The sequence below is a fragment of the Steroidobacter sp. genome (genome assembly GCF_016790065.1).
GTDB lineage: Bacteria > Pseudomonadota > Gammaproteobacteria > Steroidobacterales > Steroidobacteraceae > Steroidobacter.
On the sequence record NZ_JAEUPY010000745.1, the window covers coordinates 1 to 13,257 of the forward strand.

Here is a 13,257-nt window from a genome sequence, read left to right on the forward strand (position 1 = left end):
CGCGCGAGACCATCGGCAAACGCTAGGGGGCTTCGACCGGGCGTTTTCTGCGAGTCAGTTTGCGCCAGACCCAGTGCAGCGGCGCCGACGCGGCGTACAGGCCGAACAAGGTGAACAACGACACCGGCGCCAACGACACCACCACATAGGCGAGCGGGATCAGGGCCGCGTACACCCACGGGATGCGGCCCCGCATGTTCAGCTCCTTGCCGCTCCAGTAGGAGAACTTGCTGACCATCAAGGCGCCGATACAGATGGTGATACTGAAGGCCAGCACCAGCGCCGGCAGGCCGGTGACCGGAAATTCGCTGACCACCCAGATGAAGCTGGCGACGGCCGCCGCCGCCGACGGGCTGGGCAGACCTTCGAAGTAACGCTTATCGGCTGTGGCGGCCCGCGCATTGAAGCGAGCCAGGCGTAACGCCGCCGCTACGGCGTAGAAGAAGCAGGCCAGCCAGCCGAACCGGCCCCAGAACTTGCCGTAGTCGTAAATGCGCTCGATGCCCCACTGATACACCAGGATGGCCGGCGCGACGCCGAAGGCCACCATGTCGCACAGGCTGTCGTATTCCTTGCCGAACTCGCTCTGGGTGTTGGTCCAGCGGGCCACACGGCCATCCAGGCCATCGGCCACCATGGCAAAAAAGATGGCGATGCCGGCGTTGGAGAAATTGCCGTCGATGGCGGCCACGATGGCGTAGAAGCCGCCGAACAGCGTGCCGGTGGTGAACAGATTGGGCAGCCAATAGAAGCCGCGACTTGGCCGCCGCGTTTCGGCCGGCTCAACCTCGCTGCTTTGATATTCGGCGCTCATGTCTGGGTTCGGTGTTCTGATCCAAGAAGAATGTGTCGACAGGCGCCAGGTTCCGCTGTGACGCGCTCGATCTATCACGGTCGGCGCGCATGATATTGTGCGGCCCGCAAAGCGCACAACCTACACGGCCAAACAGTGACTGCACTGCGCTCCGCGCTGCTCCTCCTTCTGCTCGGCCTGGCCGGCCCCAGCTGGGCCGATCGCCAGCAAGATCCCGCGCTCGGCAAATTCCTGGCGAAAACCCTCAAGGAAGCGCCCTGCTTCGAAGATAAGTTCGAAGAGAAGGTGTGGCTGGCCGCCATGGAGCCCAAGCTGCTCAAAGTAGTCAAGGACGATAAGGAGCGCGCCGAAATCCTGCATCACGTGGTCTGCGAGGCGAGGCGCCTGCAGCTACCGCCCGGGCTGGTGATGGCGGTGATCGACGTGGAAAGCCGTTTCGACCGCTGGGCGGTGTCCTCGGCCGGCGCGGTGGGCCTGATGCAAGTCATGCCGTTCTGGCCCAATCAGCTGGGCATGAGCAATCACGAGTTGGTGCGAACTCCGCAGAACGTGCGCATGGGCTGCACCATCCTGAAGTTCTATTTGGATCGGGAAAAGGGCGATTACACCAAGGCGCTGGCGCGCTACAACGGCAGCGTCGGGCGCCGTAACTACGCGGATCTAGTGCTGGTTCGACTGGCCAACCGCTGGCAGTACCGTTAGCGCTGCGCGAAACCGACCGGCACGTCGTCCAGCTGGTCCAGCGGCAGCTCCTGCACTTCCACGAATTTCACGTCTGAGGCAGGCGGGCCGCGCCACAGCCAGTCGAGCAGTGATTGCACAGCGTGCGGCTCACCGACCGCCAATACTTCCACTCGGCCGTCAGGCAGGTTGCGGGCGTAACCGGCGCAGCCCAGCTCATTGGCTTTTTGCCGAGTGGAGGCACGATAGAACACGCCCTGCACCCGGCCGGAGATGTAGCAACGGCGAGCGATCAAAGTCGACATCGATTTCCCTGGAAGACGGCGCGAACTCAGCTGGCGCCGTTGCGATCGTCGGCGGTACGGGCGGAGCTCAATGCCTCGGCAGCCTTGCCGCGCGCAGCGATCGCATCTCGCCGGGCTTGCTTATAAGCACGTTTTTGCAGGCTGTCTTCAGCCCGATTCAACAAGGCTTCGGCTTCGATCAACGAGGCGGGAGTGCCCACGGTGGAGTTCTTGGGGCCGGTGGCGTCGCGCGCGGCCTTGATGGCCTGGCGGGCATTGCTCATCTCCTGCACCGGAGCGCCCGCGCACGCGGCGAGCCCCATGCAGAGCATGAGTAGCGTCAAACAACGAAGGGATGACTGACTTACCATGGCGATTTTTTCAATCGACCGTAGCAATCGCAATCTACACCGTCAAGAAGCTGCTGCATACAATGCACGCGCCCACGCTGCCGGCTTCGCGTTGCATTCCACCCACATGACGCACGCAGCGATGAGATTTTCGGAGTATCCGCGCGCATGGCTGAAATTCTAGTTTTGTTTTATTCACGCAAAGGCAGCACCGCCGAGCTGGCCCGGCAAGTGTGCCGTGGTATCGAGTCTGTCACCGGCGCCAAGGCTAGATTGCGCACGGTTCCGCAAGTTACGACGGTCATCGAGCAGCCGCAGCCGCCCGTGCCCAGCGAAGGACCGCCGTTCGCCACCCATGACGACCTGCGCGAATGCCACGGTTTGGTGATGGGCAGCCCGACCCGCTTCGGCAACATGGCCGCGCCCATCAAGTATTTCTTGGACGGCACCAGCGGCCTGTGGGCCAGCGGGGCGCTCGCCGGCAAACCCGCCGGTGTATTTACTTCCACGCAAACCATGCACGGCGGCCAGGAGACGACCTTGATGAGCATGATGATGCCGCTGCTCCATCACGGCATGTTCATCGTCGGGCTGCCTTACACAGAACCGGCGCTGACCCACACTCGCTCCGGCGGCTCGCCCTACGGAGCCAGCCATGTCGCGGGCTTGAGCCCGCAAGGCAAGCTCACCGACGACGAACGTCTGCTGGCATCGCTGCTGGGCAAGCGGGTCGCCGAACTGGCCGTGCGCCTGAGCGGCGAAAATTGAGCGCCGCCTTGAACGCAGAGACCACGCTGGCGCGTCGTCTACGCTTGTCGGTCATCGGCGCGGTAGCGGTGTTGATCGCGATTCTGATCGCGTGGCGCGCGCTGAACGGCCTGTCGACGGGCGACGTGATATTGATCGTTGTGCTGACCCTGCCGTTTGGGTTCGCCATCCCGCGTTTGATGGCCGGCAATCGGCGCGCCTACGCGTGGATGACGCTAGCGGTTACGCCGTTTCTGGTAGTAGCTATCACCGAAGCGGTGGCGAATCCGTCCACACGACTGTGGTCAGGTTCGTGTCTGACGATGGCGTTCGGGTTGTTTGTATTGTTGATCGCGTACTTGCGCGTCACTCGAGGCGCTGTTCCAGAACAGCCTTGACGAACGGCACCGTCAAGCGACGCTGCGCCACCAACGAGGCCGCATCGAGTTCATCCAGCACCGCGTAGAGATGGGTCATGTCGCGAGGTAATCGACGCAACATGAATTGAGCTGTTTCATCCGGCAGCTCCAGCCCACGCAACTGCGCTCGTAATTGCAACGCTGCGATTTGCTCGGCTTCATCCAAAGGCTGCAGCGTCAACACCAAACCGCCGTTCAAGCGGGAGCCGAGATCTCGCAACTTGAAAGGGAGCGCGGCCGGCGGCGTGGCGCCGGCGACCAACAGTCGTCCACCGCGCTCATCGAGCTCCACATGTAAACGAAACAACGCGCGTTCCCAATTTTCGCGCCCAGCGATGACTTGCGCGTCATCCAGACAAACGACCGACAGCTCACCAAAACCCGCCAACAGTTCTTCGCCCAGATTGATCACATCGGGCAACGGTAGATAAGCAGCGGTGCGCCCTTCTCGACTGGCCCGAGCGCACACAGCTTGTAACAAATGGGTCTTGCCGGTGCCGGTGGCGCCGTGGATCCAGAGGCAGGTGGGACCGCGAGGCTGATCATCTGCGTGCAAGGAGAGCAAAGCATCGACCACCGGTCGATTGCGACCGGCGTAATAGCTCTCAAACACAGAGCTATCCAGCAAACGAATGCCGAGCGGCAATTGCCCGTGCGACTGAGTCATCCAGCGAGTCCGCGTTGTTGTCGACTGGCTTCGACGGCCTTACGCGTGTAGGTCACGACGTAATCGATGCCGCTCACCACTGTGGTCACAAACACCAGCGCGCCGAGAATCAGCAGCGCGACATCGGGCGTCCACTCGCCCGCCTTCGCAGCCACCGCCAATAACAAATACATGATCTGACAAAGCGTGTTGATCTTGCTGATGACGGTCGGCTTGCCATGCGGATAGCCGTACAGCGCGTTGTAACTGATGGCGCCGGCGGTGATCGTCACATCGCGCAACACCGCCGTTGCCGCGAGCCATACCGGCACGATGCCCAGCGCTGCCAAGGTGATGAACACGCCGACCAGCAGAATCTTGTCGGCGAGCGGATCCAGAATCTTGCCCAGCTCCGACATCCAGCCGCAGCGCTTGGCCAGAAACCCGTCGAGCCCGTCGGTGAAGCCGGCGAACGCGAACACCCACAACGTCAGCTGGTATTCGCCCGCGCTCAGCAGCCAGGCAATGGGCACGACCAGCAGCATGCGCAGAATGCACAGTGCATTGGGAATGTGCCGCATGGCTGCTGGAAGAGTGCGCTCAGGGGCGATAACGGAACGACAGGCGTTCCCCGGTCGGGGCGGCGCCTGAGTCTTGCGAGACCAGCCGGCTATCGAGCGCGATGGCACGACGCAGGGTGGCAGCGTCGCCGCGCACGGCGAGCTTGAAGCGCATGGTGTCGCCCGATACTTGCTCCAAGGCCACGGCACGCACCAACGTCATTCCTTCCAGATAATTCAGTGTGCTCGCGTAAGCATCCAGATCGCCGATGCCCGAGACTTCCACCACCACGTTGCCGAGCGATGAGCCCGAGGCCGCGAACACTCGAGCGAACGTGTCCGCCGCCAGATGCACGCCCTCGCCCATGCCTCCGCTGGCCTGCGACGCGCCTTCGCTGGAAACCAGCGTCCAGCGCACAGCACCGCCCTGCGACCGGCCGATCAAGGCCGCGTTGGCGCCATAGCGCTCGGCCTCCTGAAGCGCGCTCGACTCATCGATGTTTTGCGGAGCCACGGCCGGCCACTTGAGCGGCAGGCCACGCTCGCGCGCCGCCCTTTCCAGAACCTCCTTCTGCGCATTGGGCTGATCGCCGCTGATCCAGTAGCTGTAGCCGGTGCCATCGGTCACGTTCAGCAACACCAGGGTCGCCGGCCGCTCACGGCCCCAAATCGGTAGACCGGCCGCTTGCAGCATCTTGTCCACCGAAACGCTGTCGAACCCCACTTGCAGTACGTTGTTTTCGGTGAAGCCGAAGCGCTGGACATATTTACGCGGGTCGTTCAGTGCCGAGCCCAGGCGTGCCGGCGCATCGCGCTGACCGCTGACCCGCACCACCACCGTCTTGAGCGCCTCCACGAACGCGGCTTCCCGCGCGTTGTTCAGGACCGGCTGATCGGTCTCATACAGATCCCCGAGCGTTACCGCGCCCACGGGCATCGCCAGCGCGGCCAGCAGCCACGCCACAGACAGCGCCATCCACGCCTTAGTCCTGATCATCTTAGGCAAGCCCATCCTTTCCCACCGCTCGGTGGCGACGTGTAAAATAACACAGGCCTCCCATCCACCCGTGGCACACCGCGGCCACCGCCATACGACGATTCTGCCCATGCAACCCTCCGAGCCGATCACCTACAAAGACGCTGGCGTCGACATCGAAGCCGGCGACGAACTCGTCGAACGCATCAAGCCGGCAGTCAAGCGCTCGCTGCGCCCGGAAGTGCTGGGCGGCCTGGGCGGATTCGGCGCGTTGTTCGAGCTGCCGATCGATCGCTACAAAAAGCCGGTGCTGGTGTCGGGCACCGACGGCGTCGGCACCAAGCTGCGCCTGGCCATCGAGACCGGCCGCCACTCCACCATCGGCATCGATCTGGTGGCGATGTGCGTCAACGACGTGGTCGTGGGCGGCGCCGAGCCGCTGTTCTTCCTCGACTACTACGCTACCGGCAAGCTCAGCGTCGAAGTCGCCGAGACCGTGATCAAGGGCATCGTCGAAGGCTGCATTCAGGCCGGCGCGGCCCTGATCGGCGGCGAGACTGCCGAAATGCCCGGCATGTATGCCGAGGGTGACTACGACCTGGCCGGCTTCTGCGTCGGCATCGTGGAAAAGGACGGCATCATCGACGGCCGCAACACCCGCCCCGGCGACGTGATCATCGGCCTGCCCTCCTCGGGGCCGCATTCCAACGGTTACTCGCTGATCCGCAAACTGCTCAAGACCGCCAAGGCCACGCCGACCACCAAGATCGACGGCGGCCTGTTGTACGACGCGCTGCTGGCGCCGACGCGGATTTACGTCAAACCGCTGCTCGAGCTGGCGAAGATCGTTCCGGTGCGCAGCTTTGCACACATCACCGGCGGCGGTCTGACGGAAAACATTCCTCGCGTCATTCCCAACGGCCTGGAAGTCCTGCTGAGCGCACAGACCTGGCAACAGCCGGCCGTGTTCGACTGGCTGCAGAAGGCCGGCAGCATTCCCGCCGCCGAAATGTATAAGACCTTCAACTGCGGCATCGGCATGACGGTGTGCGTGGCTGCTGAGCATTGCGACAAGGCGCTGCGTTCGCTCACTGAACATGGCGAGAAGCCAGTGGTCATCGGCGAAGTGCGCCGTGGCGACGACGGCGTCGTCATTCGTAGCTAAGCCTCGTCAGGATGACGTCCATCGACGGCGGCGCACCGCTCGAGAAGTTACCGATCGTCATCCTGATTTCGGGTCGCGGCAGCAACATGCTCGCGATTGCCGAAAGGGCAGCGAGCGGCGCGTTGCCCGTCGAAGTTCGTGCGGTCATCAGCGACAAAGCAGAGGCCGCCGGGCTCGCCAGCGCCGCGGCTTTGAATATCCCCACTCGCTCGCTGTCGCCTCGCGAGTTTGCGGATCGAGCCAGCTACGATCAGGCGCTGGCAGCGTTGCTCGAAAGTTTCCAGCCCCAGCTGGTGGTGCTGGCCGGCTTCATGCGCATCCTGAGCCCGGGCTTCATCGCGACCTTTGCGGATCGCATCTTGAACATTCATCCGTCGCTGTTACCGCTGTATCGCGGCTTGCACACGCACCGACGCGCGCTGGAAGCCCGAGACAGCCTGCATGGCTGCAGCGTCCACTTCGTCACCGAGGAACTTGACGGGGGGCCGCTCGTTATTCAAGCGCAGGTGAAAGTACGGCCCGATGACAGTGAAAGTAGCCTTTCAGCGCGAGTTCAGCAGCAGGAACACAGCATCTACTCGCAGGCCATCGACTGGTTTGCCCGCGGCCGCTTGCAACTGCGCGAGCAACGGGCCTGGCTCGATGACCGACCACTCGAAGCTCCGGTGATCCACGCCGCGAGCGATTGACGAGGTATCGAATGCGCCGACCGGCCCCGCTGAAGACTTGGTTGACGACTTGTTTGCTCGCCACCCTGCTGTTCGGAACTGCGGCCAGGTCGGAGGCCGTCCTTCCCAAACCGTTCACCGCGACTTATGAAGTGACCTATCGCGGCATGCGAGCGGGTCAACTCACTTTCAAACTGTCGCGCGACGCCGCGACCGGTCACTACACGTATGAAACAACCGCCGCACCTTCGATGCTGGCCCGGTTTGTCGTCAGTAGTGCCGCGGTGGAACGCAGCGTGATGGAGATCGGCCCCGAAGGCGTGCGGCCGGTCGAGTGGCATCTGGACGATGGCAAGTCGGGCACCGCCAAAGATGGCAAGCTGCACTTCGATTGGGCCAAGAATGTCGCCACCGGTGAAATCGAGGGTGAGCAGATTTCTCTGCCGCTGGAAGCCGGACTGCAAGATCGCTTGTCGATTCAAATCGACGTGGTCACGTCGTTGTTGCGAGGTGAAGAGCCGGGCCTGATTCCGCTGATCGACGATAACCGGATCAAGCGGTACAGCTATACCAAGAAAGAAGCCGCGGTCATCGAGACCAAGCTTGGCAAGCTCGACACGGTTCTTTACGAAAGCACGCGAGAGGGCTCCAACCGGCAGTCGCGGTTTTGGCTGGTGCCAAAGATGGAATACCTCGCTGCCCGCGCGGAGCAGGTGCGTAAGGGCAAGGTCGAGACGGTGATGACGTTGTTGTCGGTGCAGTGACGCCGCTGGTGACCGACCGTCACCGGCGTTGATCTCGTAGTCATCCCTCGCCCGGCTCGGGCGTGGTTGAATGCCGCATGCAGCACCAAACACTCCTGGCGGCCCTCGCAACTCTGAGTACCTCTGCCTTCATCGGCAGCCCGGCGGCGCATGCCGAGCAAGACCTGAAGCCTGTCGTCAACGCGGCAGGAAAAACTCTCGAGTTCGACTGGCCGACGATTCGCGTCGGCACCGGGGAATACGACGAAGGCCCCACCGGCGTCACCGTGTTTCATTTTCAGAAACGCTCACTGGTCGCCATCGACGCCCGCGGCGGCGGGCCGGGCACGGTGAACTCGGACTATCTGCGACTCGGCTACGAAGTCCCGAAGCTGGATGCCATCGTGCTGTCCGGCGGCTCCTGGTATGGCCTCGAATCCACCACCGCCGTTTCCACGGCGTTGAAAGACGACGGCCTGCGCGACGCGCGTTGGGGCAACGTCGCGCTGGCGGTAGGTTCGATCATTTATGACTTCGGCGACCGGCGTCTGAACGAAATCTATCCGGACAAGAAACTCGCCCAAGCCGCCTTCCGTGCAGCCAAACCCGGCGTGTTTCCGCTCGGCGCTTACGGCGCGGGTCGCATGGCGAAGAGCGGCGGATATTTCAATTGCAACGCGCACTCCGGCCAGGGTGGCGCGTTCAAACAAATCGGCGAATTGAAGATCGCCGCGTTCACGGTCGTCAACGCCATGGGCGTAATCACCCAGCGCGACGGTTCGATTGCTGCCTGCTTCCGCGATCCCACCTGGCCGAAAAACATTTCCGCCTTCGACTTGGCCGATGGCACCCCGGACAGTCGCAAGCCGGGCTGGACCGGCAATCCGCTCGACGAAGACAAGCGCGCCAACACCACGATCAGCTTGCTGGTGGTCAATCAAAAGATGAGTTATGCGGAGCTGAACCGCCTCGCGGTGCAGGTTCACACCTCGATGGCGCGCGGCATCCAACCGTTTGCCACCGAATTCGACGGCGATGTTTTATATGCAGTGTCGACCGGCGAATTGGAAAAGAAGGAAGGCTCGGCAGTCACGCCCGTAGACATCGGCGTCATCGCCTCGGATGTCATGTGGGATGCCATCCTCTCCTCGGTGCCCGAGCAACCCAGCGCGCCGAAAGCGAACCCGCGCCTGAAGCTGCAGGCGAGCGAGTTGGACAGTTACGTCGGCGAATACACCTTCAGCGAATTCGCCAAGATCCGCTTCACCACGCGCGACAACAAGCTCTTCGCGCAAGCCGCCGGCGCTCGCGACACCTTCGCCATCAAACGCGACAGCGCGATCGAACTCCAACCCGTCAACAAGAACGAGTTCACCGTCCCCAGCCGCTATCCCTTGCTGGTGAAGTTCATCGCCCCCGGCCAAGTCATTCTCAATCCCGGCCGCTGGCAACAAACCGGCCGCCGGGCGAACGACTAAGCGCGAGGCAGCGTCACGCCCTTCTGGCCCTGATACTTGCCGCCGCGGTCCTTGTACGAGGTCTCGCAGACTTCGTCGGATTCGAGGAACAGCATCTGCGCCACGCCTTCGTTGGCGTAGATCTTGGCGGGCAAGTTGGTGGTGTTGGAAAACTCGAGGGTAACGTGGCCTTCCCACTCGGGTTCCAGCGGAGTGACGTTCACGATGATGCCGCAGCGAGCGTAAGTGGACTTGCCGAGGCAGATCGTCAGCACGTTGCGCGGGATGCGGAAGTACTCGACGGTGCGAGCCAGCGCGAAGGAGTTCGGAGGGATGATACAAACCTCCGACTGCACATCCACGAAGCTCTTCGAGTCGAAGTTCTTCGGATCCACGATGGTGGAATTGATGTTGGTGAAGATCTTGAACTCGTTGGCACAACGCACGTCGTAGCCATAGCTCGAGGTGCCGTAAGAGATGATCTTGCCGTGGGCGGCGGTGCGCACCTGGGCGGCTTCGAACGGTTCGATCATGCCCTGCGCGGCCATGCGGCGGATCCAGCGGTCGGCTTTGATGCTCATTAGGAGAAAGGCTTCTGAGTAAATCTGATGAAAGGGACTGACTAATCGTAACCGGTGTCGATCAGGTATCTTCGGTCGAAATGTTGGGGAAGGCAGGCGCCGGCTGCAAGCCCGCCACCACCAACCGCGCTGCCGTACGCCGCGCGAGATCGATGTACGCACGCCCGATCTTGCTGTCCGGCTCGGCGACCACGGTCGGCCGGCCACCATCGGCTTGCTCGCGGATCCGAATATCCAGCGGCAGTTCACCCAGCAACTCGACGCCATACTGCTCGGCCATGCGCCGGCCGCCGCCCGCGCCGAAGATGTGCTCTTCGAACCCGCAGTTCGAGCACACGTGCGTGCTCATGTTCTCGACCACGCCCAAAACAGGCACGGCGACCTTCTGAAACATTCGCAACCCTTTGCGAGCGTCCAGCAGCGCAATGTCCTGCGGCGTCGTCACGATGACGGCTCCGCTGACCGGGGTGCGCTGAGCCAGCGTCAGCTGGGTATCGCCGGTGCCCGGCGGCATGTCGACGATCAGATAGTCCAGGTCGCCCCAGCGCGTAGTCTCGAGCAACTGCAGGAGTGCCTGGGTGGCCATGGGCCCGCGCCAGGCCATGGGCTGCTCGACATCCACCAGAAAGCCGATGGACATCACCTTGATGCCGTAAGCTTCCGGCGCAATCATGGTTTTCTCATCCGGGCTGGTGGGCTTTTCGCGGCTGAGCCCCATCATCTGCGGTTGGCTCGGCCCGTAGATGTCGGCGTCCAGCAGGCCGACGGCGGCGCCGTCGTGCGCCAGCGCCAGCGCCAGATTCACTGCGGTCGTGGACTTGCCCACGCCACCTTTGCCCGACGCCACTGCGACGATGTTCCGAATTCCCTGAACGGGCTTGAGATTGTTCTGCGCGCTGTGCGAGGCGACGCGCCACTTGACAGCGATGTTCAGCTGCTGGAGCCAGCTCAGCGCACGCGCGTGGCGCTCCAACTCGGCAGTCAGCTCGCTCGCGTAGCGGTCGGCCGGAAAGCCGAGCACCACGGTCACGCTCGCCTGGCCGCCGGTAACCTGCACGGACTCGATGGCGCCGGCGTCAGCCAGCGGCCGCCCGAGGTAGGGATCGACGTAGCTGCCCAGTAGCTGGCGTAGCTCGGATTCTTGAACTGAAATGTCGGGACTCATCGAATAGCCGTTCAGGGACCGCCGCGGGCGCGGGTTGCGGGCCGCGGATTGTAGCGGATTGCGCCCCGCCTAGCGGCCCGTCCGGCCGATTGTGAGATGGCGCGGATGGAGAGGAAATGCCCGACCTGAACTTGCTGCCACTAAAGCCGTGGCATAATGCGCGGCAATATTCGATGCGCACGGCAGCGGCGCCACTAAAGAACGGAACCCGGAATCCTAGATGAGTTTTTTTTCCGATCTGAGAGCCGAGCGCCTGATCGCCGAAATTCGCGGGATTGGGGACCCGCTACATCCGGACTCGCAAAAAGCGCTACAGAAGCTGGTCAAGCTCGGCCCGGGCGCCATTCCCAAGATTCTGGACGCGCTGGCGGTGGCGGATCGTAAAGAGACCGCCGCCTATGTCGACATCCTGACCCAGCTGATCGACAACAAAAGTTTTCCCATTCTGGTGCAAGGCATGGCCGAGGGCAGCCCGCGCGCCATCGCGGCAATCGGCCAGGCGCTGAGCGCCAGCCGCAACTACAGCTCCAACCTGCTGATCGAGCTGCTCGGCCGGGACGACATGCCCAAGCCGACCATCCTCGAGGTGATCGCCGGGCAGAAAGGCCGCTTCTCGGTGCGCGACTTGCTCCAGCACGCCTACAGCCAGGAAGCCAACGAAAAAGTCGCGCTGTTCCGGATCGTGGCCGACTTGGCGGACGAGTCCAGCATTCCCGAGTTGATCAGCCGCATCGAGGGCAAAGACTCGACCGCGCGCATCCATATCATCAACATCCTGGCGCGCTTCAACCGCCCCGAAGTGTCGCAAGCCATTCAGACCCAACTGCGCGACCCGAATAAGATGATTCGGCAGGCGGCGCTGAATGCACTGTCCAAGATGGACGGCCCGCTGCACATCGGCCCGATCTGTCAACTATTGCGTGATCCGGACTTGGAAGTCGCCAACCGCGCCATCGACGTGGTGGTGCGCGCCAAGGATCCGGAGACGATGAAATATCTCATCGAGGTGCTGAAGGACGAGAACGAGTACGCACGCCGCGCCGGCGTGGAAGTACTGAACCATCTCGGCACCGCCAACGACATCAAACAGCTGTTGCAAGTCATCAAAGACGATGACTGGTGGGTGCGCACTCGCGCCGCCGACGCACTGGGCAAAATCGGCGGGCCACGCGTCGTCGATGCCGTGATCGAATTGATCCGCGACGAAGACGAAGACGTGCGTCGTGCCGCCATCGAGATCCTGAATCAAACCAAGGACGAACGCGCCGTCAACTTCCTGATCGAAGCCACCAAGGACAAGGACTGGTGGGTCAGCGAACGTGCCGTCGATGCGCTGGCCGAGATCGGCAGCAAGAAAGCGGTGCCGGCGTTGATCGATCTGCTCAAGACCGACAACACTCGTTCGCTGCCGACGGTGGCGCGAGCACTCGGCAAGCTCGGCGACACGCGAGTGATCGAGTCGCTGGTGAATCTGCTGGAACGGCCTGAGAAAGAAATCAAGGTCGAAGCCATCAATGCGCTGGCCCGACTCGCCGACGACAAGCGCGCCGATGCCGTGCGCAGCTACATCCAAGCCGCCGGCTCGAACACCAACGATCCGACCATCGAGCACGCCGCGATCCGCGCCATCGAAGATATCGATCTGCGCTACTCCAGCACCGCCGTAGCCGCCGCGATCAAAGCAGGCCGTACCGGTAGCGAGCCCGCCCGCAGCGCCGGCAGAACTACGGGTGCCGAACCGGCGCGCACGCTGCTCATCGAGCGCGGCGACGTCGAACAGGTCATCAAGAAAGCCGAAGAAGCCGCGGCGACGACCGCCAAGCTGGACATCAGCACCCTCAAGCCGGGCGATGTCATGGAAGGCCGCTACAAGTTCATCGAAAAGATTGGCAAGGGCGCCTTCGGTACCGTGCTGCTGATGGAAGACACGGTGGTCGAGGAACGGCTGATCCTGAAGTTCCTGAACCCGAACGTGGCGCAGGACGAAGAGATGATGAAACG

The 13,257-nt window shown here is 62.7% G+C and carries 16 protein-coding genes; 8 read left to right on the forward strand and 8 right to left on the reverse strand.

Annotation, left to right across the window (positions count from 1 at the left end):
* Positions 1-22 precede the first annotated feature (22 nt).
* The gene (gene pssA, locus JNL55_RS30435; protein ID WP_293863438.1) at positions 23-814 is read right to left on the reverse strand and encodes a CDP-diacylglycerol--serine O-phosphatidyltransferase; all 792 of its coding nucleotides are present in this window, start codon (positions 812-814) and stop codon (positions 23-25) included.
* Positions 815-949: 135 nt separating this feature from the next.
* Between pssA and JNL55_RS30440 the strand changes: the two genes are divergently transcribed.
* A complete protein-coding gene (locus JNL55_RS30440; RefSeq protein WP_293863440.1) occupies positions 950-1,516 on the forward strand; it encodes a transglycosylase SLT domain-containing protein in 567 nt (188 codons plus the stop codon).
* Here the strand turns inward: JNL55_RS30440 and JNL55_RS30445 are convergent.
* Together JNL55_RS30445 and JNL55_RS30450 are read right to left on the reverse strand one after the other, a co-directional pair.
* Complete coding sequence (locus JNL55_RS30445) at positions 1,513-1,800, reverse strand: acylphosphatase (RefSeq protein ID WP_293863442.1); 288 nt, start codon at positions 1,798-1,800, stop codon at positions 1,513-1,515. The genes JNL55_RS30440 and JNL55_RS30445 overlap by 4 nt on opposite strands.
* A 26-nt stretch (positions 1,801-1,826) precedes the next feature.
* Complete coding sequence (locus tag JNL55_RS30450) at positions 1,827-2,063, reverse strand: hypothetical protein (protein ID WP_293863444.1); 237 nt, start codon at positions 2,061-2,063, stop codon at positions 1,827-1,829.
* A gap of 234 nt (positions 2,064-2,297) precedes the next feature.
* On the opposite strand from JNL55_RS30450, the gene wrbA reads away from it, so the two are divergent.
* Both wrbA and JNL55_RS30460 read left to right on the forward strand, forming a co-directional pair.
* Positions 2,298-2,897, forward strand: a complete 600-nt coding sequence (wrbA, locus tag JNL55_RS30455) for an NAD(P)H:quinone oxidoreductase (RefSeq protein WP_293863446.1) — start codon at positions 2,298-2,300, stop codon at positions 2,895-2,897.
* Between the two features lie 8 nt (positions 2,898-2,905).
* Positions 2,906-3,274, forward strand: coding sequence for a DUF2069 domain-containing protein (locus JNL55_RS30460; RefSeq protein ID WP_293863448.1), 369 nt, complete (start codon positions 2,906-2,908; stop codon positions 3,272-3,274).
* On the opposite strand, the gene hda is transcribed toward JNL55_RS30460, so the two are convergent.
* From hda to JNL55_RS30475, 3 genes are read right to left on the reverse strand one after another with little or no spacing between them, the layout of a single operon-like run.
* Positions 3,243-3,962 carry a DnaA regulatory inactivator Hda gene (hda, locus tag JNL55_RS30465; RefSeq protein ID WP_293863450.1) on the reverse strand — a complete coding sequence of 240 codons (720 nt, stop codon included), beginning with the start codon at positions 3,960-3,962 and terminating at the stop codon, positions 3,243-3,245. The genes JNL55_RS30460 and hda overlap by 32 nt on opposite strands.
* Positions 3,959-4,522, reverse strand: coding sequence for a CDP-alcohol phosphatidyltransferase family protein (locus tag JNL55_RS30470; protein ID WP_293863452.1), 564 nt, complete (start codon positions 4,520-4,522; stop codon positions 3,959-3,961). Before JNL55_RS30470 ends, hda begins: the two co-directional genes overlap by 4 nt.
* Before the next feature lie 19 nt (positions 4,523-4,541).
* Positions 4,542-5,498: a DUF2066 domain-containing protein gene (locus JNL55_RS30475; protein ID WP_293863454.1), complete on the reverse strand. Its 957-nt coding sequence runs from the start codon at positions 5,496-5,498 to the stop codon at positions 4,542-4,544.
* A gap of 109 nt (positions 5,499-5,607) precedes the next feature.
* Between JNL55_RS30475 and purM the strand changes: the two genes are divergently transcribed.
* The 4 genes from purM (at position 5,608) to JNL55_RS30495 (ending at position 9,531) form a co-directional block, all read left to right on the forward strand.
* Positions 5,608-6,642 (forward strand): phosphoribosylformylglycinamidine cyclo-ligase, encoded by a 1,035-nt coding sequence (gene purM, locus JNL55_RS30480; RefSeq protein WP_293863456.1) that lies wholly within the window; start codon positions 5,608-5,610, stop codon positions 6,640-6,642.
* An 11-nt stretch (positions 6,643-6,653) separates the two neighbouring features.
* Positions 6,654-7,331: a phosphoribosylglycinamide formyltransferase gene (purN, locus tag JNL55_RS30485; RefSeq protein ID WP_293863458.1), complete on the forward strand. Its 678-nt coding sequence runs from the start codon at positions 6,654-6,656 to the stop codon at positions 7,329-7,331.
* An 11-nt stretch (positions 7,332-7,342) separates the two neighbouring features.
* On the forward strand, positions 7,343-8,074 hold the full coding sequence (locus JNL55_RS30490) for a DUF3108 domain-containing protein (protein WP_293863460.1): 732 nt from the start codon (positions 7,343-7,345) through the stop codon (positions 8,072-8,074).
* A gap of 77 nt (positions 8,075-8,151) precedes the next feature.
* Complete coding sequence (locus tag JNL55_RS30495) at positions 8,152-9,531, forward strand: P1 family peptidase (RefSeq protein ID WP_293863462.1); 1,380 nt, start codon at positions 8,152-8,154, stop codon at positions 9,529-9,531.
* On the opposite strand, the gene dcd is transcribed toward JNL55_RS30495, so the two are convergent.
* A complete protein-coding gene (gene dcd / locus JNL55_RS30500) occupies positions 9,528-10,091 on the reverse strand; it encodes a dCTP deaminase (protein ID WP_293863464.1) in 564 nt (187 codons plus the stop codon). The genes JNL55_RS30495 and dcd overlap by 4 nt on opposite strands.
* A gap of 61 nt (positions 10,092-10,152) precedes the next feature.
* Positions 10,153-11,256, reverse strand: a complete 1,104-nt coding sequence (gene apbC, locus JNL55_RS30505; protein WP_293863466.1) for an iron-sulfur cluster carrier protein ApbC — start codon at positions 11,254-11,256, stop codon at positions 10,153-10,155.
* 220 nt (positions 11,257-11,476) lie between these two features.
* Between apbC and JNL55_RS30510 the strand changes: the two genes are divergently transcribed.
* On the forward strand, positions 11,477-13,257 hold a 1,781-nt coding region (locus JNL55_RS30510), incomplete at its 3' end, for a HEAT repeat domain-containing protein (protein ID WP_293863468.1).

Bases quoted from the DNA above. Each gene is read 5' to 3' on its own strand.
- pssA (WP_293863438.1), bottom strand. From the start codon at position 814: ATGAGCGCCGAATATCAAAGCAGCGAGGTTGAGCCGGCCGAAACGCGG.
- JNL55_RS30445 (WP_293863442.1), bottom strand. From the start codon at position 1,800: ATGTCGACTTTGATCGCTCGCCGTTGCTACATCTCCGGCCGGGTGCAG.
- JNL55_RS30450 (WP_293863444.1), bottom strand. From the start codon at position 2,063: ATGAGCAATGCCCGCCAGGCCATCAAGGCCGCGCGCGACGCCACCGGC.
- wrbA (WP_293863446.1), top strand. From the start codon at position 2,298: ATGGCTGAAATTCTAGTTTTGTTTTATTCACGCAAAGGCAGCACCGCC.
- hda (WP_293863450.1), bottom strand. From the start codon at position 3,962: ATGACTCAGTCGCACGGGCAATTGCCGCTCGGCATTCGTTTGCTGGAT.
- JNL55_RS30470 (WP_293863452.1), bottom strand. From the start codon at position 4,522: ATGCGGCACATTCCCAATGCACTGTGCATTCTGCGCATGCTGCTGGTC.
- JNL55_RS30475 (WP_293863454.1), bottom strand. From the start codon at position 5,498: ATGATCAGGACTAAGGCGTGGATGGCGCTGTCTGTGGCGTGGCTGCTG.
- purM (WP_293863456.1), top strand. From the start codon at position 5,608: ATGCAACCCTCCGAGCCGATCACCTACAAAGACGCTGGCGTCGACATC.
- purN (WP_293863458.1), top strand. From the start codon at position 6,654: ATGACGTCCATCGACGGCGGCGCACCGCTCGAGAAGTTACCGATCGTC.
- JNL55_RS30490 (WP_293863460.1), top strand. From the start codon at position 7,343: ATGCGCCGACCGGCCCCGCTGAAGACTTGGTTGACGACTTGTTTGCTC.
- JNL55_RS30495 (WP_293863462.1), top strand. From the start codon at position 8,152: ATGCAGCACCAAACACTCCTGGCGGCCCTCGCAACTCTGAGTACCTCT.
- dcd (WP_293863464.1), bottom strand. From the start codon at position 10,091: ATGAGCATCAAAGCCGACCGCTGGATCCGCCGCATGGCCGCGCAGGGC.
- apbC (WP_293863466.1), bottom strand. From the start codon at position 11,256: ATGAGTCCCGACATTTCAGTTCAAGAATCCGAGCTACGCCAGCTACTG.